The organism is Streptomyces sp. NPDC048521 (genome assembly GCF_043199855.1).
GTDB lineage: Bacteria > Actinomycetota > Actinomycetes > Streptomycetales > Streptomycetaceae > Streptomyces.
This window is the reverse complement of the sequence record NZ_JBICWR010000004.1, coordinates 227,627-247,307: the sequence shown is the minus strand read 5'-3', so window position 1 is coordinate 247,307 and position 19,681 is coordinate 227,627. Positions and strand designations below refer to the sequence as shown.

The 19,681-nt window shown below is 72.8% G+C and carries 19 protein-coding genes and 1 pseudogene; 9 read left to right on the top strand and 11 right to left on the bottom strand.

The features are described 5' to 3' along the window. Window positions 1-47: 47 nt before the first annotated feature. Window positions 48-2,393 (bottom strand): PQQ-binding-like beta-propeller repeat protein, encoded by a 2,346-nt coding sequence (locus ACGFRF_RS12085; RefSeq protein ID WP_393738791.1) that lies wholly within the window; start codon window positions 2,391-2,393, stop codon window positions 48-50. A gap of 168 nt (window positions 2,394-2,561) precedes the next feature. Then, entirely contained in the window at window positions 2,562-3,296 is a 735-nt protein-coding gene (locus tag ACGFRF_RS12080) for a VOC family protein (RefSeq protein ID WP_393738789.1), read from the bottom strand. Between the two features lie 122 nt (window positions 3,297-3,418). On the opposite strand from ACGFRF_RS12080, the gene ACGFRF_RS12075 reads away from it, so the two are divergent. Beyond that, entirely contained in the window at window positions 3,419-4,066 is a 648-nt protein-coding gene (locus ACGFRF_RS12075; RefSeq protein WP_393738787.1) for a TetR family transcriptional regulator, read from the top strand. A gap of 74 nt (window positions 4,067-4,140) precedes the next feature. Here ACGFRF_RS12075 and ACGFRF_RS12070 read toward each other — a convergent pair whose 3' ends face one another. After that, on the bottom strand, window positions 4,141-4,593 hold the full coding sequence (locus ACGFRF_RS12070; protein ID WP_393738785.1) for an Lrp/AsnC family transcriptional regulator: 453 nt from the start codon (window positions 4,591-4,593) through the stop codon (window positions 4,141-4,143). A gap of 82 nt (window positions 4,594-4,675) precedes the next feature. On the opposite strand from ACGFRF_RS12070, the gene ACGFRF_RS12065 reads away from it, so the two are divergent. Both ACGFRF_RS12065 and ACGFRF_RS12060 read left to right on the top strand, forming a co-directional pair. After that, window positions 4,676-5,293 (top strand): LysE family translocator, encoded by a 618-nt coding sequence (locus ACGFRF_RS12065; protein ID WP_393738783.1) that lies wholly within the window; start codon window positions 4,676-4,678, stop codon window positions 5,291-5,293. Between the two features lie 339 nt (window positions 5,294-5,632). Then, window positions 5,633-6,301 (top strand): pyridoxal 5'-phosphate synthase, encoded by a 669-nt coding sequence (locus ACGFRF_RS12060; RefSeq protein WP_393738781.1) that lies wholly within the window; start codon window positions 5,633-5,635, stop codon window positions 6,299-6,301. Between the two features lie 24 nt (window positions 6,302-6,325). Here ACGFRF_RS12060 and ACGFRF_RS12055 read toward each other — a convergent pair whose 3' ends face one another. Next, window positions 6,326-7,186: a GNAT family N-acetyltransferase gene (locus ACGFRF_RS12055; protein ID WP_393738779.1), complete on the bottom strand. Its 861-nt coding sequence runs from the start codon at window positions 7,184-7,186 to the stop codon at window positions 6,326-6,328. 237 nt (window positions 7,187-7,423) lie between these two features. Here ACGFRF_RS12055 and ACGFRF_RS12050 point away from each other — a divergent pair, with 237 nt between their 5' ends. Next, entirely contained in the window at window positions 7,424-8,602 is a 1,179-nt protein-coding gene (locus ACGFRF_RS12050; RefSeq protein ID WP_393738777.1) for a flavin-containing monooxygenase, read from the top strand. Window positions 8,603-9,009: 407 nt separating this feature from the next. On the opposite strand, the gene ACGFRF_RS12045 is transcribed toward ACGFRF_RS12050, so the two are convergent. Then, entirely contained in the window at window positions 9,010-10,314 is a 1,305-nt protein-coding gene (locus tag ACGFRF_RS12045) for an MFS transporter (protein WP_393738775.1), read from the bottom strand. 70 nt (window positions 10,315-10,384) lie between these two features. On the opposite strand from ACGFRF_RS12045, the gene ACGFRF_RS12040 reads away from it, so the two are divergent. Then, complete coding sequence (locus ACGFRF_RS12040; RefSeq protein WP_393738773.1) at window positions 10,385-11,458, top strand: GlxA family transcriptional regulator; 1,074 nt, start codon at window positions 10,385-10,387, stop codon at window positions 11,456-11,458. Between the two features lie 12 nt (window positions 11,459-11,470). Next, window positions 11,471-11,683 (top strand): annotated as a pseudogene (locus ACGFRF_RS12035) (cyclase family protein); the annotation flags it as partial. A 294-nt stretch (window positions 11,684-11,977) separates the two neighbouring features. On the opposite strand, the gene ACGFRF_RS12030 reads toward ACGFRF_RS12035, so the two are convergent. From ACGFRF_RS12030 to ACGFRF_RS12015, 4 genes are all read right to left on the bottom strand, one after another. Further along, complete coding sequence (locus ACGFRF_RS12030) at window positions 11,978-12,451, bottom strand: ATP-binding protein (RefSeq protein WP_393739347.1); 474 nt, start codon at window positions 12,449-12,451, stop codon at window positions 11,978-11,980. A gap of 634 nt (window positions 12,452-13,085) precedes the next feature. Continuing rightward, on the bottom strand, window positions 13,086-13,289 hold the full coding sequence (locus ACGFRF_RS12025; protein ID WP_393738771.1) for a hypothetical protein: 204 nt from the start codon (window positions 13,287-13,289) through the stop codon (window positions 13,086-13,088). An 82-nt stretch (window positions 13,290-13,371) separates the two neighbouring features. After that, window positions 13,372-13,884 carry an EF-hand domain-containing protein gene (locus tag ACGFRF_RS12020; RefSeq protein ID WP_393738769.1) on the bottom strand — a complete coding sequence of 171 codons (513 nt, stop codon included), beginning with the start codon at window positions 13,882-13,884 and terminating at the stop codon, window positions 13,372-13,374. Window positions 13,885-14,037: 153 nt separating this feature from the next. After that, window positions 14,038-14,418 (bottom strand): STAS domain-containing protein, encoded by a 381-nt coding sequence (locus ACGFRF_RS12015; protein WP_393738767.1) that lies wholly within the window; start codon window positions 14,416-14,418, stop codon window positions 14,038-14,040. A 336-nt stretch (window positions 14,419-14,754) separates the two neighbouring features. Between ACGFRF_RS12015 and ACGFRF_RS12010 the strand changes: the two genes are divergently transcribed. Both ACGFRF_RS12010 and ACGFRF_RS12005 read left to right on the top strand, forming a co-directional pair. Continuing rightward, entirely contained in the window at window positions 14,755-15,327 is a 573-nt protein-coding gene (locus ACGFRF_RS12010) for a sigma-70 family RNA polymerase sigma factor (RefSeq protein ID WP_393738765.1), read from the top strand. Next, window positions 15,324-16,721 (top strand): maleylpyruvate isomerase N-terminal domain-containing protein, encoded by a 1,398-nt coding sequence (locus ACGFRF_RS12005; protein ID WP_393738763.1) that lies wholly within the window; start codon window positions 15,324-15,326, stop codon window positions 16,719-16,721. Before ACGFRF_RS12010 ends, ACGFRF_RS12005 begins: the two co-directional genes overlap by 4 nt. 89 nt (window positions 16,722-16,810) lie before the next feature. On the opposite strand, the gene purU is transcribed toward ACGFRF_RS12005, so the two are convergent. Both purU and ACGFRF_RS11995 read right to left on the bottom strand, forming a co-directional pair. Continuing rightward, window positions 16,811-17,686: a formyltetrahydrofolate deformylase gene (gene purU, locus ACGFRF_RS12000; RefSeq protein WP_393738761.1), complete on the bottom strand. Its 876-nt coding sequence runs from the start codon at window positions 17,684-17,686 to the stop codon at window positions 16,811-16,813. Window positions 17,687-17,732: 46 nt separating this feature from the next. Continuing rightward, entirely contained in the window at window positions 17,733-18,233 is a 501-nt protein-coding gene (locus ACGFRF_RS11995; RefSeq protein ID WP_393738760.1) for a hypothetical protein, read from the bottom strand. 117 nt (window positions 18,234-18,350) lie between these two features. On the opposite strand from ACGFRF_RS11995, the gene ACGFRF_RS11990 reads away from it, so the two are divergent. Further along, window positions 18,351-19,676, top strand: coding sequence for an ABC transporter substrate-binding protein (locus tag ACGFRF_RS11990; protein ID WP_393738758.1), 1,326 nt, complete (start codon window positions 18,351-18,353; stop codon window positions 19,674-19,676). Window positions 19,677-19,681 lie beyond the last annotated feature (5 nt).

Here is a 19,681-nt window from a genome sequence, read left to right as displayed (position 1 = left end):
GCCGTCCCAAGCCCTTCCGTGCGACCGGTGCGACGGCCGTCACGCACTCACGTGGTCCGTGCCGTGCCCGTGCCCTTCTCGGCGTCCAGCGCGTACACGCACCGGTCCTTGCTGCAGGCGTACACCACGCCGTCCTTGACCACCGGGGAGCCGGTGATCTCGCCGCCGGTGGCCAGCTTCCAGCGCAGTCGGCCGTCGTCGGCCTTCAGGGTGTACAGCAGGTGGTCGGTGGAGCCGAAGTGGATGCGGCCCTCGGCCACCGCGGGGGCGCCCACGACGTCACCGCCCGCCTGGAAGCGCCACTTGGGCGTGCCGGTGACCGCGTCCAGGGTGTAGAGGCCCTTGCCGCTGCCGACGTGGACGTGGCCGGCGGCCACCAGGACCGGTTCGACGGAGGAGCGGGCCTCGGTGGCGATGCGCCAGCGGTCGCGGCCGTCGGTGGCGTCGAGGGCGTAGACCGTGCCGAGGTAGTCGGCGAGGTAGACGCCGCCGCCGGTGACGGCCGGGCCGGGGGCGAAGGTCGGCGGGCTCAGGAAGACCGCCGGGGCCTCGAAGTGCCAGCGCACCATGCCGCTCGCCACCTCGATGGCGAGGACGCGGGTGCCGGCGGAGACGTAGACGTAGCCGTCGGACGCCGGGGCCAGACGGACCGGGACGCCGCCGCAGGAGGCCGCGTCGCCGATCGGGTACGACCAGCGCTCCTCGCCGGTGCGGGCCTCCAGGGCGCGCAGCCGGGCGTCCTGCCAGACGTAGACGGTGCCGTCGTGGACGAGGGGGCCGGCCTCGGGGGACTCGAAGTCGGTCTGGCAGCCGGTGATCTCCCACAGCTTCTGGCCGCCCGCGGCCTCCCAGGCCTGGACGCCGCCGCCGCGGGTGCCGGTGACGACCGTGCCACGGTCGGCGGTCAGGGAGTACACCCAGGCGTCCGTGGACAGCCGCCACAGGTCGGTGCCCTCGCGGGCGTCCAGGGCGAACAGGGTGGGGCCGTCGGAGGCGTGGATACGGCCGTCCGCCACGGCCATCGACCAGGCGACGTCCCGTGTCTTGAAGCGGCGGCGGCCGGTGCCCACGTCCAGGGCGTGCACCTCGAAGGAGGTGACGTAGACGAGGTCGCCGTCGACCGACGGGGTGCCCCAGACGTCGTTGGACATGCGGAACCGCCAGGGGCGCCAGCCGCTCGCCGTCTCCGGCGGCGCGGGCGGGGCGGGCGCCACCGCGGAGTCGGCGCCGGTCACCCCCGGGCGCGGGCGGGACCAGTTGGCGACCAGGCCGGCCTCCGGCGGGGGTGCCTTGACGGCGGCCGCCCGGGCGTCGGCGACCCGGGGGCCGGGACCAATGGGCACTTGGGCGCCGGCCAGCCGGACCGGTCCGGTGTCGGGGGCGCCGGCCGGCACCGGGGCGGGCGGGACCGGGGGGTCGTAGGGGGGCGGCGGGGGTACGGCCGCGCGGCCGCCGCTGCGGGGGCCGGGCGCGGTGGGGGCGGGCTTGGCCGCGGGGCGGCCGCCGCGGCGGGACTCGATGAGGCCGACGGCCTTCTCGGGCAGCCAGGCGGAGGCGGTGCCGCTGTCGTCGGAGCCGGAGCCGAAGAGGTGGGGGGCGAGCTGGGCCTGGAGGTCGGCCGGGGTGGGCCGGCCGGTGGCCTCCATCTGCATACAGGCCTCGATGAGCGGGCGCAGCTCGTCCGGCAGGCCGGTGAGGTCCGGGCCCTCGCGCAGCAGCATGAAGACCGTCTCGACCGGGTTGGCGCCGTGGAAGGGCGGGTGGCCGGTGGCCGCGAAGACCAGGGTGGAGCCGAGCGAGAAGACGTCGCTGGCGCCGGTGACGCTGCGGGAGTCCTTGGCCTGCTCGGGGGACATGTAGGCGGGGGTGCCGACGGCGACGTTCGTCATCGTCAGACGGGTGTTCGAGACGCCGGAGGCGATGCCGAAGTCGATCACCCGGGGGCCGTCCTCGACCACGAGCACGTTGGAGGGCTTGAGGTCGCGGTGGACCAGCCCGGCACCGTGGATGGACTGCAGGGCCTCCGCGACGCCCGCCGCGAGCCAGCGTACGGCCTGGGCCGGGAGCGGCCCGCACTCGTTCACTATCTCCTCGAGCGAGGGCGCGGGGACATAGGCGGTGGCGAGCCAGGGCACGGCGGCGCGCGGGTCGGCGTCGACCACGGCCGCCGTGTAGAACCCGGAGACCGCGCGGGCCGCCTCCACCTCGCGGGTGAAGCGCACCCGGAAGAGCTGGTCCTCGGCCAGCTCGGTGCGCACCGTCTTGATCGCCACGCGCCGGCCGGACGCCGAGCGCGCGAGATAGACCAGCCCCATGCCGCCGGCGCCCAGCCGGCCCAGCACCTCGAACGGCCCGATCCGCCGCGGATCGTGCTGCGTCAGCTGATCCACCACTTGCCTGCCACCTCCCCGTACGAGCCGCGCCACCCCATATGTACGCGACCGAAGTGCAGCGTCTCACCACCGCACCGCCATGGCGGCACGCACCCCGATTCTTCCTGGCCGGGCGGCTGGTTGCGAACCCGGTGACAAATCGGGGTGTCTTCCGTCAAAGCAGACGGATCACCGCTGCAGCAGTGCGAACGACGCCCCCTGATTGTCGGTGACGACGGCCACTCGTCCGTACGACGTCTCGAAGGGTGGCGCCTGCACCCGTCCGTCCAGCCGCCGCACGGCCCCGAGGGCGTCCTCCAGGTCCGTGACCCGGAAGTGGGTGAGGAAGTGCGGGGGCATCTCGGCGGGGAAGACGTCGGTGACGTCCGCGCGGCCGAAGTCGGGCTCGGCGCCGGTGCCGAACAGGGCGTCGTGGAAGAGGTCGCCGTAGAAGGCGTTGGCGGCGGCGGTGTCCCGGGTGTACAGCTCGGCCCAGACGAAGGTGTTCGGCTCGCGCCGGCGCCCGAAGCCGGGGTGGGTGCCCGCCTGCCACAGACCGAACACCGCGCCCTCGGGGTCGGCGGCGAGGGCGGCGGTGCCGAGGTCGCCCACCGGGAACGGGGCCATGACCACCTGCCCGCCGGCCGCCGTGATCCGCCGGGCGAGGGCCGCTGCGTCCGAGGTCGCGAACGAGACCGTCCAGACGGTGGGCATACGACCGTCCGTCTTGGGGGCGAGCGAGGCGACGCGGTCGTCGCCCAGCCGGGCCCACACCGAGGAGCCGTACGCCTCCTGGAAGGACCACCCGAAAAGCTCACCGTAGAAGCGCTTGCCCGCCTCGACGTCGGACAGCTGGGCGTCCACCCAGCAGGGGACGCCTTCCCCATACGCCTCTTCGTTTCCGGATGCCCTGTTTTCGGCCATGTCGTCAAAGTAACCGGGCCGCGCGCACCCCGCAGACCAGGCACACCACCCCCGGAGCACCCGTGCACCCCATTTGCAGTCGGCCAAATCGCGCTCCGATCACCCCTCGGTAAGCTGACGACATGACAGGACAAGTGCGTACCGTCGACGGCCGCGTGGCCGGTCGGCGTGGGCAGGCGACCCGGCAGAAGCTGCTCGACTGCCTCAGCGAGATGCTCAGCTCCTCCCCCTACCGGGACGTCAAGGTCATCGATGTCGCCCGGAAGGCGGGCACTTCGCCCGCGACCTTTTACCAGTACTTCCCGGACGTCGAGGGCGCCGTCCTGGAGATCGCCGAGCAAATGGCGGCCGAGGGCGCCGGGTTGACCGAACTCCTCGAAGGGCGCACCTGGGCCGGCAAGGCGGGCTGGCAGACCGCGCAGGAACTCGTGGACGGTTTCCTGGAGTTCTGGCGCAAGAACGACGCCATCCTGCGCGTGGTCGACCTCGGTGCGGCCGAGGGGGACAAACGGTTCTACAAGATCCGCATGAAGATCCTGAACTCGGTCAACAACTCCCTGGCGGACTCCATCACGGAACTGCAGTCCAAGGGCAGGGTCGACAAGGACGTGAACCCGGCGGCGGTGGCCGGTGCGCTGGTCGCGATGCTCGCGGCGGTGGCGGCACACCAGAAGGGTTTCTCGTCCTGGGGGGTGAAGCAGGCCGAACTGAAGCCGAATCTGGCGCTGTTGGTCCACCTGGGCGTGACCGGCAAGAAGCCGAGCAAGTAGCCCCCCTTTTTTCTAGGTCCCAAGTCCTGTCTGGCAGGCGGTGGTTCACCGGACGTGAACCACCGCCTGCGCTGCTATGCGGGCAGCGGCCGGTCCCGGACCACGTGCTTCATCACCAGCGTCGAGGTCAGCCGCTGCACCCCCGGCAGGGTCGCGAGGCGCTCGTCGTACAGCCGCTGGAAGGCGGCGAGGTCGGCGGTGGCGACCCGCAGCAGATAGTCGGGCTCGCCGAACAGCCGCTGGGCGTCCAGCACGTGATCCAGTTCGCTGACCGCGCGCTCGAACTCGGCGACCGTGTCCCGGTCCTCCTGCCGCATGGACACGAAGACCAGCGCCTCGAAGGTCAGGCCGAGCGCCGCCGCGTCCACCACCGCCCGGTAGCCCTGGATGGCACCGGAGCGCTCCAGTTCGCGCAGCCGCCGGTGGCAGGGCGAGACGCTCAGGCGCACCCGGGCGGCCAGCTCGGTCACGGTCAGCCGCCCGTCCTGCTGGAGCTCGGCAAGGATTTTCCGGTCCACGTCGTCCATGAGACAGATAATTGCTCAGAAGTCGCGATCACGGGCAAACTTCAGGAACACTTTCGGGTCAATCGCGCCTAATGTCCCCAGCATGGACTCGGGACTGCTCTTCTCCTTCCTCGCCCTGGACCTGCTGCTGGTGTGCGTACCGGGCGCCGACTGGGCGTACGTCATCGCGACCGCCCTGCGCGGCAGCTCCGTACCGCGCGCGGTGGCGGGCCTGGTCTGCGGGTACGCCCTGCACACGGCCCTCGCGACGGCGGGACTCGCGGTCCTGGTGGCGGGCTCGCCCCGGCTGCTGACGGCCCTGACGGTGGCGGGCGCGGGATACCTGCTGTGGCTGGGCTGGTCGGTGCTGCGCCGCCCGGCCGTCCCCGGTGCGGCGGACGCGCCCCCGCCCGCCGGGCGGCTCTTCCTGCGCGGGGCGACGATCAGCGGCCTGAACCCCAAGGGCCTGCTGCTCTACCTCTCCGTGCTCCCCCAGTTCCTCACCCTGCGGGGCACCCACCTGCCCGTACCCGCCCAGACGGCGGCCCTCGGCCTGCTCCACATGGCGGCTTGCGCGGCCGTCTACCTCACCGTCGGCGTCCTGGCCCGCGTCCTGCTCGCGGCCCGCCCGACGGCAGCCCGGGCGGTGACCCGCACCTCGGGCGCGGCGATGCTGGGAATCGGCGCGTTCCTGCTGGTGGAGCGGCTGGCGACGTTCTAGCTGTGGTGTCCCGGGACGCTGGTGACACGCGTGCTGGATGCTTGCAAGGGCGAGGGCCTGCTGGGTTCGGTGTGGATTACGACATCTACCGCCGACCGCCAGGAGGCCCTCGTCTCCCACCGTAATGCCCCGCTGACGCCGACCGGCAGGCTGCGTCTGTCGCCTGCCGGTGTGGGGCGCTGGCCTGCCGGTGACCACGGACGGCGGTGGCCTGTCGGCCCAACACCCCGGAAGGGGCGGCCTCTTCCTCCTGGTGCCGGGGCCGGGAGGAGGGGCTCGGGAGGTGCGGCACGCGGGTGCCGTCGGCCGATCCGGGCGGTCCGGGGTGATACTCGCCCCATGGCACAACAAGATCTCCACAAGCTGCTCCGGTCGCTGCGGGTCTGGGCGCCCGGGACGACGGAGCTGCGCCGCTTCGACCCGGACACGGCCCCTCCCACGCCGCTGGCGTTGTTCACGAGCTGGTTCGCGGAGGCGGTGGCGGCGGGGCAGCCGGAGCCGCACACGATGTCGCTGGCGACGGTGGACGAGGGGGGCGAGCCGGACGTACGGATCGTGATGCTGCACGGTGCCGACGCGGACGGCTGGTCCTTCGCCACGCACGCCACGAGCCGCAAGGGCCGGGCCCTGAGCGCGCACCCGTACGCCGCCCTGGCCTTCTACTGGCCGGTGCTGGGGCGCCAGGTCCGGGTCCGCGGGCCGGTCACGTCGGCGCCCTCGGAGGAGAGCCAGGCCGACCTGCACGCGCGGTCCACGGGTGCTCTGGCGGCGGCGCTGACCGGGCGGCAGAGCGAGGAGCTGCCCTCGCTGCAGGAGCTGCGGCGGGTGTCGGAAGCGGCCTGGGAGCGGGCCCGCGAGAACCCGGCCGAGCCGTCCCCGACCTGGACCCTGTACCGGCTGCACCCGGAGACGGTGGAGTTCTTCCAGGGCGACCCGCACCGGCAGCACGTACGCCTGGAGTACCGGAGCACGGAGTTCGGCTGGAGCAGGGCGTTGTTGTGGCCGTGAGGGGGCCCGGCCGGGGCTCTGCCCTCACCCCCCGAATTCCCACACCGTGAAGTCCGCGACGTCCCGGTAGCCGATGCGCCGGTACAGGGCGTTGCTCGTCGGGTTGGCCAGGTCCGTGAAGAGGAGGATCTCCGGTACGCCGGACTCCCGCGCGGCCCGGCTCACCTCTGCCGTGACCGCGCCCGCGTACCCGCGGCCGCGGAGGGCGGCCGGGGTGTACACCGGGGCGATCCGGACCTGGCCGGCGGTCTGCGGGGTCACTCCGGCCAGGGAGACGGGCGTGCCGTCGAGGGTCTCCCAGAGGGTGACGCCGCCGTAGGCGAGGCGGGCGTCGGCCCATTCGGCGGGGTCCCCGGCGCGCTGTCCCACCGCGTCCTTGAACTCCCCGTACCAGCGGATCAGCAGCTCCCGGTCCTCCGGTCCCGCGATCCGCGCACGGCCCTCCGGCCTCGGGTCGGGCACCGTCAACTCGGCCAGGCGGTAGAGGCGTTGGCGTTGGTGGATCGCGCCGGGCGTGCCGGTGCGGCGCTGCCAGGCCTGCGTGAAGGCCATGGCGGTGTCCCGTTCCCCGGCGACCCCCAAAACGGGGTGGCCCAGTTCGACGAGCCGGGCGGACAGCGCGTCGGCCTCCTGCGGGGTGAGCGGCGTGACGTGGACGGCGTGCGGCGGCGTGTGCAGCAGTGCCGCTCGTACGGTGCCGTCCGGCGCCTCCAGGGTGCCGAACAGGGGCGGTTCGTCGCCGTAGAGGTACAGGCCACGGCGGCGGAGTGCGTCCGTCACCGTCAGCGGCACCGTGTGCAGGGCCGGGCGGGAGCGCAGGAAGTCGCCCGCGCGGGCGAGGAAGTCGTCGAGGTCTTCGGTCAGATGCCAGTTCTCAGGACGCATACGGTCATGATCCGTGGCCGGCTCCCGGACCGAACACCGGTTTTCCGTCGCGGAACCGCGTGCTGAGCGGCATCCCCGCCACCAAGTCGCCGTCCGCGCAGTCCACCGGCTCCGTCATCGTCCCGGACCTCCGTCGGGTCGAACACGGCCGCTGTGCAGGGGACACGTGATCAATCCGCAACCAATTCCGGTCTTGACCGAGACCCATCAAGCGGGTGTGTGATTACGCTCCCGCTCATGGCAGCCTTCCGTTCCGCCTCCCTGCACCTCTCACCGACCCCCGCGGACCGCCCGGTCTACGTCATCGGCGCCGGTCCGGGCGGCCTGGCCGCCGCGTACGCGCTGCGGGCGCGGGGCATACGGGCCGTGGTGCTGGAGAAGACCGACCAGGTGGGCGCCTCGTGGCGCGGGCACTACGACCGGCTCCGTCTCCACACCACCCGGCGGCTGTCCGCACTGCCGGGCCTGGCGATGCCCCGGAGGTTCGGGCGCTGGGTGTCCCGCGACGACGTGGTGCGGTACCTGGAGAAGTACGCCGAGCACCATGAGCTGGAGATCGTCACCGGGGTGGAGGTCCACCGCGTCGAGCGGACCGAGGACGGCACGGGCTGGCTGCTGCACGCCTCCGGCGGGCGGGAGCTGACGGGCAGCGCGGTGGTCGTCGCCACCGGCCACAACCACACCCCGCGCATCCCCGACTGGCCCGGCCGGGAGGCGTACCGCGGGGAGTTCCGGCACGCCGGCGAGTACCGCAACGCCGAGCCGTACGCCGGCCGGGACGTGCTCGTCGTCGGCATCGGCAACACCGGCGCGGAGATCGCCGTGGACCTGGTGGAGGGCGGGGCCGCGCGGGTGCGGCTGGCCGTGCGTACCGTTCCGCACATCCTGCGCCGGTCGACCTTCGGCTGGGCCGCCCAGTACACGGGCGTGCTGGTACGGCGGCTGCCGGTGCGGCTCGTGGACCGGCTCGCCGGTCCGGTGGGCCGGATCAGCACCCCGGACCTGTCCGCGCACGGGCTGCCGCGCCCGGACACCGGCCTGTACAGCAGGGTGCGGCAGGGCGCCATCCCGGTCCAGGACGTCGGCCTCGTCGACGCCGTACGCCAGGGGAAGGTGGAGATCGTGGCCGCCGTCGAGGCGTTCGAGGACGGGAAGGTGGTCCTCGCCGACGGCAGCCGCCTCTCGCCGGACGCGGTGATCGCGGCCACGGGGTACGTCCGGGCGCTGGAGGGGCTGGTCGGGCATCTGGGGGTGCTGGACGAACGCGGCAGGCCGGTGGTGCGCGGCGGCCGTACGCCGGGCCAGGCACCGGGCCTGTACTTCACCGGGTTCACCAACCCCATCAGTGGCATGTTGCGGGAGATGGCGCTGGACGCCAGGAGGATCGCCAAGGCGGTGGCGAAGCGTCTGGGCTAGCCCGCCCGGCACCTTCGCGGTCGTCGATGCTGTGTGACGTGCTGTCAGCTCAGTTGGCGTGAGGGGACGCGCAGGGGCGGCAGCGGCCGCCGTCCGGGGCCGGGGCCCGTGGAGGCGTTGCCGGGGCCGGAGTCGCGGTGCGTCCGGGAGGACGAGCGGGCACCCCGTGGACCGGGGTGAGTCCCGGCGGCTGCCGGGGGTCTTCGCGACCGGCGTCACCGTGATCACGCACCGCCCGCCGACGCCGCGGACTCCCCCGCCGGCCTCGCCTGCCCTCGGCGCGCAGGGGCCGGGCGCACCGCGGCTCTTCCATCGGGGGCGGTTCGCCCGGCTCGGCGCCGCCTGAGCCGGCGGTCGGCGCACTGCCGACCGCCACCGGGACGAGCCCCCCTGCGTGCCGGGCGGGTTCAGGCCACGGCGGGCAGCGGGGTCGCCGGGGTGCGGCGGATCACCAGGGCCATCAGGGCCGCCGCCGCGCACAGCGTGCCGGAGGCGTACCAGACCACGTCGTAGGAGCCGAAGACGTCGCGGGCGAGGCCGCCCAGGTAGGCGACGAGGGCCGCGCCGAGCTGGTGGGAGGCGAGCACCCAGCCGAAGACGATGGCGCTGTCCTCGCCGTACTGCTCGCGGCACAGCGCCAGGGTCGGCGGGACGGTGGCCACCCAGTCGAGGCCGTAGAAGACGATGAAGAAGAGCATCGGCGGATGGACGGCGGGGCCCAGCAGCATCGGCAGGAACAGCAGGGAGATGCCGCGCAGGGCGTAGTAGACGGCGAGCAGGCGGCGCGGTTCGAAGCGGTCGGTGAACCAGCCGGAGGCGATCGTGCCGACCACGTCGAACACGCCGATGACCGCGAGCAGCGAGGCCGCCGTCGTGACGGGCATGCCGTGGTCGTGCTCGGCGGGCACGAAGTGGGTCTGGATCAGGCCGTTGGTGGAGGCACCGCAGATCGCGAAGGTGCCGGCGAGCAGCCAGAAGGTGCCCGTGCGGACGGCGGAGGACAGGACCGTGAGCGTGCGGCGGGCGGCGCCGGTGACCGGGGGCGGCTTCGGCACGAACTCCCCGGCACCGTACGGCTTCTCGCCGATGTCGGCGGGATGGTCGCGCAGCAGGATCCAGACGAAGGGAACCACGGCGAGGGCGGCCAGGGCGACCGTGACGGCGGCGGGGCGCCAGCGGTGGTGCTCGACGATCCAGGACAGCAGCGGCAGGAAGATCAGCTGGCCGGAGGCGGAGGCGGCGGTGAGGATGCCGCTGACCAGGCCGCGCCGCTCGGTGAACCAGCGGTTGGTGACCGTGGCGGCGAAGGCGAGGGCCATCGACCCCGAGCCGAGACCGACCAGCAGTCCCCAGCACAGCCACAGCTGCCAGGCCGCCGTCATCCACACCGTCAGGCCGGAGCCGACGGCGATCACGGTCAGCGCGACCGCGACCACCCGACGGATGCCGAAGCGGTCCATCAGCGCGGCCGCGAAGGGGGCGGTGAGGCCGTAGAGCGCGAGATTGAGGGAGACGGCCGCGCCGATCGTGCCGCGCGACCAGCCGAACTCCTGGTGCAGGGGGTCGATGAGCAGGCCGGGCAGGGAGCGGAAGGCGGCCGCGCCGATGATCGTGACGAAGGTGACGGCGGCGACGAACCAGGCGCGGTGCACACGGCGGCGCCGGGCGGGCGGGGCCTGGACGGGGGCTGCGGCTGGGGTTGTCTGAGTCACGTCAAAAGCCTCCAGCCTGACGGCCTCTCCAGCGAGTGGCCCGAAGGACAGCATTCGCTAGGATCGGGCCATGGCTGTCGCTGAGGCTCTCCGTCCGCACCGGGTCGCCGTCCTCGCCCTCGACGGGCTGCTGCCCTTCGAACTGGGCATCCCGCACCGCATCTTCGGCCGCCCCAGGGACGCGGAGGGACGGCTGCTGTACGAGGTCGTGACCTGTTCGGTACGGCCGCCCGGACCGGTCGAGACGGACGCCGACTTCGCCGTGCACGTGCGGTACGGGCCGGAGGCGCTGGCAGACGCCGACACGGTGATCGTCCCGGCGTCGTACGAACTCGGCCCGGTCTACGAGGAGGGCCGGCTGACCGACGAACTGGCCGCCGCCCTGGCGCACGTCCGCCCCGGCACCCGGCTCGCCTCCATCTGCACCGGCGTCTACGTCCTGGCCGCCACCGGCGCCCTCGACGGCCGCCCGGCGACCACGCACTGGGCCGACGCCGACCGTTTCCAGCGGATGTTCCCGCGGGTCAAGGTGGACGCGGACGTGCTGTTCGTCGACGACGGGGACGTGCTGACCTCGGCGGGGGTGGCCGCCGGCATCGACCTGTGCCTGCACATGGTCCGCCGCGACTTCGGTACGGCCGTCGCCAACGACGTCGCCCGGCTCACGGTCGTACCGCCCCACCGCGACGGCGGCCAGGCCCAGTACATCCACCGCCCGCTCCCGGACCCGCAGTTGGCCACGACGACCGCCGCGCGCACCTGGGCGCTGGGCCGCCTGCACGAGCCGATCCAGTTGCGGGACATGGCCGAGCAGGAGGCCATGTCGGTGCGTACCTTCACCCGCCGGTTCCGCGAGGAGGTCGGCATCAGCCCCGGCCAGTGGCTCACCCAGCAGCGTGTGGAACGCGCCCGGCACCTGCTGGAGTCCACCGACCTGTCCATGGACCAGGTGGCCCGGGACGCGGGCTTCGGCACGGCCCAGTCGATGCGGCAGCATCTTCAGCAGGCGCTCGGGGTGACGCCGACGGCGTACCGGCGGACCTTCCGGGCGGCGGCGAGCGGCGTCCAGAACGTCGGGACCGCCCGTGCCACGCGGCCCGCCGCCGCGTCCGCGCGCGCCCTGTCGACGTCCTCCACGCAGTAGGCGCACGCCGCTTTTGAGACGTTTCCGACCGAGATCGGGAATCTGTGGCTGCCGGTGCACGCCATGGACCCGGTGGAGGTGGGGATGCCCCAGGGCGGGAACCGGAATCTCGAAGAGTTGTCCACAGCCTGTGGACAAGAGCGGCGTACGCCTTCGGCTGTCGGCGATGCCGAGCCGTTCGTCGGCGCGACGGGGACCCCGGTGGTGCCGGCGGCGATCCCCTGAAGCCGGACCGGATCGCTGCGGCAGTACCGGCCGCTCAGAACTCCCCCGACTGAACCGGCCGGTGGCGCGCCTTCCCCCCAACCCTCGTGCGCACGCGCCGCCGACCGGTGCGACCCACACTCGGCGAGGACCGTCGTCACCCGGGCCCTCGCCGTCCCCTCACGGCGAATCGACGCCCACCAGCGTGATCAGACGGACGCGTATCGTCAACGCCGGAACGGGGATTTGTCACGTATGCCCTGTTCACGGCGCCCGCGCACGGATGCACCCCCGGCGCACCCGCGCACCGAGGGGTTACACCGCTTCGAAGGCGAGGCCCTCGTACGCGGACAGTCCGCCCCCGTACGCCATCGCCGCGCTCTGCCGGGGCTTCGAACAGCGGTCCAGTTCGCACCAGATGCTCTTGCCGGCGCCCTCGGGGCTCCAGCCCCAGCGGTCGGCCAGGCAGTCCACCAGGGCCAGGCCCCGGCCACCGGTGGCGTCACCGCCGGCGCACCGCGGCACGGGGGCGCGGGAACTGGTGTCGGCCACCTCCACGCGCACCGTGGCCGACGGGGCGGCCGGGGCCGGCGGGCCCGGCAGGGAGAGCCGCAGCACGGCCGGTCGGCCGGTGTGCACCACGGCGTTCGTCACCAGCTCGGAGACGAGCAGGATCAGTGTCTCGACCAACGGCTCGTCGGCCTCTATCCCCGCCCCGGCGAGCCGCGAGCGGGCCCACCTCCTGGCCCGCCCCACCTCCGCGGGGTCGGGTCGGATCTCCAGCTGCACTTGAAGCACCTGCACCGCTCACACCATCCGAACCGGCGGACACATGGCCCGACGCCACCCGGACGCCACGGCGCGGGCCGTGACGATCAGCACGACGAGGGCCACGATCGTAGCCATTTTCTGCATGGCCAGAACAACGGCCAGAGCAAGGGTCACGGAACGTGATTCCCTTACGCGACAGCATGGTTGACGTACAGTCACCCCAACAAGCGCTTCGGGCATATTCCAGCGCGAAGGAGTACGCGTGCGGCATACTGTGCGACGCTCGTGCCGGGGAGTCGAACAGGCGGAGGCAGAGGCCCTGACCGCCCCGCGAACAACGGCGCGCACCGCGCGGACCGGCACCACCCCAGGGGCACCACCGGCACGGCTCGTGCTCGCAGCCACTCGCATCCCACACAAGGTACCGGAGCGGACGCCCGACTCCAGTCCGTGACGAGTCACGCGAAGGACACAACCCGGTATCGACGCTCCGTGACGCCACCACGCCACGATCCGCGACATCTTGGGCCATGGCTTTTCCGGCGGCGCGGCACAGAACGCATCGGACCGCTCACGCCGCCAGTCGTGCGGCGAGAGTCTGCTCACCCTGCGTAGCGCCACCGCCGCGCCGGGCCCCGCACCCGGGCCCGTCTCAGGTGCAGGTGCACGTCCGCTTCCCAGGTGAAACCCGTACCGAGTGCCCCTGGATGCGGTCGCGGGCGCCGCGCGCGGCGGCCGCGTCGGCGAGCAGCCGGGCGGCGGCGATGTCGGCGGTGACGGAGGCCGCGTAGACGGCGGCGCGCGCGGTCCCGGCGTGTACCGGCAGGTCCGCGCACAGGTGTTTGACGGCCTGCAAGGCCCCGATCGGCTTTCCGAACTGCTCGCGGGCCCGGGCGTGTTGCGCGGCCGGACCGGCGGCTTTCACCCCTGCGGGAGCGCTACTCGGGGACCGTGAAGTAGCGGGCGAACGCCGGGACGACGTCCGGTTCGCCGATCCTGCCGTCGCCGTCGGTGTCGAGGGCCGCCGCGGTCGCCTCGGCGACGGCCTCCGGTGCGCGCAGGACCCGCAGCACGCGTGCGGCGTCGGCGACGGTGATGTGGCCGTCCCCGTCCGTGTCCGCCACCGCCAGGGCCGCGTGCAGGAAGGGGCGGGCGATCTCGGCGAAACGGTCGGGGTTGTCGCGCAGCCGCTTGACCGCGCCGGTGACGAACTCCTCGCGGGTGATGCGCTGGTCGCCGTCCCGGTCCGCGATGCCGGCCATGCCCTGCCAGAAGGCCTCCGCGCCCGCGTACAGCGCCTGGCCCTTGTCGGAGCGGGCGGTCACGGTGAACTCGGCGAGCAGCGCCTTGGCCGCCGCGTTGAAGTCCGCGCGGTCGATGTAGCCGTTGCCGTCCTGGTCGAAGGTGGCGAACCGGGCTGCGATCCTGCGCTCGTACTCGGTGCTGACCATGTCTGTTCGGGCCGCCTTACCTATGCGTGGGTCGATCTGGCAGGGAGCGTACGACGTGGGCGGCCGCCGGACGGCGGAAAACCGATGGTTGTGCCGAGACCGGGGGATTTTCGCGACAGCGGCGTGTCTTTGTCGCGAGGAGGCCCGCGGCCCTCAGGCCGAGAGCGGGCCCGCCTCGTCCGTGGTCGCGGAGTCGAGGTCGGGACGGACGTCGAAGAGGCGGCGGACGCCGAGCGCGCCGAGCACGCGGTTGACGTGCGAGCCGTCGTCGGCGCCCCGGTCGGGCAGGATCAGCCGCAGCCGGCCCTGGCAGGATCGGATCAGCCGGCGGGAGGCGATGAGGACGCCGACTCCGCTGGAGTCGCAGAAGAACACGTCGGAGAGGTCCACGACGAGGCTGTGGTGGCCCTCGGCGACGACGTCGTGCACCCGTTGCCGCAGCACCGGCGAGGTCATCAGGTCCAGTTCCCCGGAGACCTGGAGCACGGCCCACTCGCCCTGTTCTGCGCCGGTCACCTTGAATGCCACGGCCACGCCCCTCCGCTCGCCGGAACTCCCGGAACCACCCGGAAACGGAAGCAGTTCCTACGCTTCTTTCCGCGCGGCTGCCCAGCGGCCGTTCCCTGAAACGTAGCGTGACAAACGGCGGGCGGTCGGCAAGGGGCTTGTTTCGGTCACTATCGATCCTGTTCGATCAAAGATGCACGCGCCTTGCGTGAAGTTTGTGTGAAGAGGGCACTATCACCTGCGGCGCTTCGGGGGGCGCACATTGACACAAAGGGGCGTGCGCTGTCAGACGTGCCGACTACATTCGAGAGGACAGCACCGACACGCTGGACGGGCCGGACACGGGTGAGGGGAGGGGACCGCATGACCAAGAAGGACGTACCGCCCCGCTGGGACCGCAAGATGCAGCAGCGGCTGGCCCGCGGCGAGGCGGCCGCCCTCGGCGAGCTGTACGACCGGTTCGCCTCACTCGTGCACAGCCTCGCCCACCGCGTCCTCGGCGACGAGCAGGCCGCCGACACCGTGACCCGCGAAGTCTTCGCCCACGTCTGGGAACACCCCGAGACCTACGACCCCCGGCAGGGCCCCCTGCGCTCCTGGATCGCCGCCGTGACCCACCGGCTCGCCGTGCAGCGGCTGCGCGACAGCGAGACCGCCGCGCTCCCCGGCGGGGACGGCGGCTCCACCGAGGAACTGGAGCGCACGGTGCGCCGCGCCTCGGTCGCGGCCCGCGCCGACTACATCGTCCACTCCATGCCCGCCCCGCTGCGCGCCGCCCTGGAACTGGCCTACTTCCAGCGCCGCGACTACCGCCAGACCGCCACCGACCTCGGCGTCACCGAGGACGAGGCCCGCCGCCGGCTCCGCCTCGGCCTGCAACTGCTCTCCACCGCCCACGACGCCGGGACCCCTCCGGGATACGGGGGTGCGGTGTGAGCGGGGCGGGACGGTTCGAGGCACCCGACGAGCACGACGGCCACGAGGCGCAGGGACGGCCGGCCGAGGGGTACGGGGGTCCCGGGGGCCGGGGTGCGAGGGAGCACCTCGGCGACGGCGGGGGTGCCGGCTCCGGGGACGTACCGCACGGAACCGGCGGATCCGATCCGGTCGGGCCGCCGCGCATACCGATGCCCCGCGCCTCCGTCGAGGACGGCGGGCTCCCGCTGCCTCACCTCGCCGATCCGGGAGACCTCGCGCCCGTGCCGCTCGACCTGTCGCACGACGTCCTGAAGTCGCTCCTCGGCGCCTGGGCGCTGGCCGCCTGCTCGGTGGCGGAGACGGCCGCCGTGGAGGAGCACCTGGGCGCCTGCGGAAGCTGCGCCGACGAGGCCCGCCGGCTGCGCGAGGCGGTCGGCCTGCTGCACCAGCCGGAGAGCCTGGACCTGCACCCCGGCCTGCGCACGCGCGTCCTGGAGAGCTGTCTGGACCGCCGGCCGCCGCGCATCCCGGTACCCGGCTGGGCGGCACCGTACGACGCGGAGACCGCGCGCCTCGACGCGCTGCTGCAGGACTTCGGGGACGCGGAGTGGCATGCGCCGGTGCGGCTGCGGTGGTTCGAGGCCGACACCCCGACGAGCCGTCGTACGACCGTCGCCGGCGTGATCGCGCACCTGCTGTCGGTGGACGGGCTGATCGCGGCCGCGCTCGGCCTGGAGGACCCGCTGGCCGAGGTCGCCGAGGCGGCGGAGAAGGAGGCGGTGGGCCCGGCCGGGCGCACCGAGGCGTTCTGGCGGGCCTCCCACTTCCCGCCCACCCGCTCGGTGCGGGCACCCTGGCGGGAGCTGAGCCACGGCCTGGTGCGGACGGTGTCGTTCACGGGCGGCCACGCGGGCGGACTCACGGTCTCGTACGGCGACTTCGAACTCCCGCTGCACGACGCGATGCTGGACCGCGCCTTCGAGTGCTGGGTGCACGCCGAGGACATCGCGGAGGCGGTGGACTATCCGTACGAGCCGCCCGCGCCGCGCCATCTGAACCGGATGATCGACCTCGCGGCCCGCATGCTGCCGGCCGCGCTCGCCGAGCGGCGCCGGGCGGGGCTGTCCGCGCCCGGTTCGACCCCGCACCTCGTCAGCGCGGGTACGCCGGGGCGCAGTCTGCGGCTGGAGATCGAGGGCGCGGCGGGCGGCGAGTGGCTGATCCCGCTGGACTCACCGGCGGCGGTGGGCTCCACGGACTTCGAGGTGGCCCATGTCGCCCTGGACGGCGTGGAGTTCTGCCGGCTGGCGGCGGGCCACATCCCTCCTCAGGAGGCCGCGGCGGGCCAGGACGGCGACCGCCAGGCCATCAGGGACGTGCTGTTCGCGGCGGCGGGGCTGAGCCGGATGTAGCCGGCCGGCGAGCGCCCCGAAGAGGCGCGGGCGCCTGCGCGATCGGCCCGCGCACCGCGGCCGCGCGCACCGGACGAGCCGCTCCGCCCTCAGGCGAACACCACCGTACGCCGGCCGTTGAGCAGGATGCGCCGCTCCGCATGCCACTTCACCGCGCGCGCCAGCGCCTGGCACTCCACATCGCGCCCGACGGCGACCAGCTGGTCCGGCGTCACATCGTGGCCCACCCGCTCGACCTCCTGCTCGATGATCGGCCCCTCGTCGAGGTCCGCGGTGACGTAGTGCGCCGTCGCACCGATCAGCTTCACACCCCGCGCATGCGCCTGGTGGTACGGCTTCGCGCCCTTGAAGCTCGGCAGGAAGGAGTGGTGGATGTTGATGATCCGGCCGCTGAGCTGCTTGCACAGGTCGTCCGAGAGGACCTGCATGTAGCGGGCGAGGACGACCAGTTCGACCTTCTCCTCGCCCACGATCTCCAGCAGCTTCGCCTCACCGTCCGGCTTGGTGTCCTTCGTCACCGGAATGTGGTGGAACGGAATGTTGTAGGAGCCCACCAGCTCCTGGAAGTCGGTGTGGTTCGAGACCACGCCCACGATCTCCACGGGCAGCGCACCGATCCGGGCCCGGAACAGCAGGTCGTTCAGGCAGTGCCCGAACTTGCTGACCATCAGCAGGATGCGCATCCTCGCGTCGGCCCGGTGGATCTGCCAGTCCATGCGGAAGGAGTCACCGATCGCGGCGAAGCTCGCCCGCAGCTTGTCCACCGTCACCGGCGCCTCGGCCGAGAAGTGGACGCGCATGAAGAACAGTCCCGTGTCGTGGTCGCCGAACTGCTGGCTGTCCTCGATGTTGCAGCCGGTCATGAACAGATAGCTGGACACGGCGTGCACGATGCCCTTTTTGTCCGGACAGGACAGGGTGAGGACGTACTGGTCGGCCGGGGCGGTCTCGGACTGCTCGTTCATGCACTACAGGGTCCCATACCGGCCCCGCGCCACGGGCCGCCGTCCGCTACGCGGACCTGGTCATGATCTGCAGCACTTCCAGACTCCGCGGCGGGGCGTCCGGGTCGTCACCGTCACTCGCCGCGAGGCGCAGATGCGCGTCCCGCGCCGCCCGCACCGCCTCGGGCCACCCGTGGTGGTCGAGGTACGCGGCGACCGGCGCGTCCGGGCCGACCTGGTGCACGATGCGCAGCACCCGCAGTACGGCGGTGTCGACGAGCGCCGCCTCCTGCGAGTCCCGGAATATCGTGCCGACGTACTTCTCCGCCGACCAGTTGTCCAGCCAGGTGTCCTCCACCAGCCGGTACACGGCGTCGGTGACGTCGCCGTACCCGTCCACGCCGGCCAGCCAGACGTCCCGCTGGAACACCGGGTCGGAGAGCATGTGCAGCGCCGAGCGCACGTTGCTGCGCCACCGCCACCACGGCATGTCGTTCAAGGGCATGCCGCCCATGGTGGAGGAGCGGCGGCCGCGACGGGAAGAGTTCTCCGAACCTTGCACGGTCATCGATCGTACGTTCTTCACGACACGGGACTCACCGGGCCCTGTAATTCACCCCGCTGTCACCTTTCGTTGACCCAGAGTCACTCTCGGGTTGGCGGTGTGAGGGAATCGTGCGTGTGCATGACCGGCAGGCGACGCTTCCGCAACACCTTCCCTCCCGCACTCTCCCGGCCCGTCAGGGGCACCGTCCTGGCCGCGGGTGCCCTGGCCCTGTGTGCGTCGTTCACCGCTGGATGCGGGGTCATCCCCGGTGCCGCCGGGGGCTCCGGGGATGACCCGATCAAGGTGATGACCTGGGCACCGCAGGACACCGACGCCACCAACAAGCCGGGCATGCCCGCCATGGCCCGCGCCTACGCGAAGTGGATCGACTCCCACGGCGGCATCAACGGCCACCGGCTCGAGGTCCTGACCTGCAACGACCACAACGACAGCGTGGGAGCTGCGAAGTGCGCCCGGCGCGCGGAGGCCGAGGGCGTGGTCGCGGTCGTCGGCTCCTACAGCCAGTTCGCCGACTCCTACCTCGCCCCGCTGGAAGGCGCGGGCATCCCGTACATCGGCGGCTACGGCGTCACCAACGACGAGTTCACCGGCTCGATGTCGTACCCGGTCAACGGCGGCCAGCCCGCCCTCCTGGCCGGCCTGGGCAGGGCCCTCGCGGACACCTGCGGCGACGTCGTCCTGGTGCGCCCCGACAGCATCGCGGGGGACGAGCTGCCCGTCATGCTCGACTCGGGGCTCAAGGCGGGCGGGCACCCGGACGCCGGCGACCAGCTGGCCGCCGAGGACGCCACCGAGTACGGCAGCCAGGCCGAGCAGGCGCTGCGCCGGGCGACCGCGGACGTGACCCGGAAGGGCTGCGTGGTGCCCTCGCTCGGGGACCGCACCGACACCTTCATGGACTCCTTCCGGCGGGCCCGGGAGAACTACCCCGAGGTGCGCACGGCGACCGTGCTCGGCAGCGTCGACCAGACGGTGATCAACGCGACCGGCGGGGCGTCCGGGCCGTACGAGGGGGCGTACATCACCGGCTGGTACCCGCCGGCCTCCGACGCGCGCTGGAACGCGATGAAGAAGGTGATCAACGAGGAGGCCTTCGGCGACAACCGGATCGACCCCGCGGACGCCGGGGTGCAGACCACCTGGATCGCCTACACCGTGCTCCGGGCCGTGCTGGAGAAGATCGGCGCGGGCGAGGTGAGCGCCGACACCGTGCGCCGCACCCTCGACGACGGCCTGCGGGTCTCCACCGGCGGCCTCACCCCGACCCTGCACTGGCCCTACGAGAGCAAGCTCGCCGCGGTCGGCTTCCCGCGGCTGGTCAACGCGAACGTGACCCTCCAGGTGGTGCGGGACGGCAAGCTGGTCGCGGCCGGCAAGGGCATCGGCGGCAGCAACGGGATCACCGACATGACCCGGACGCTGGAGACCGCGGACGTGCGGTGAGCCGC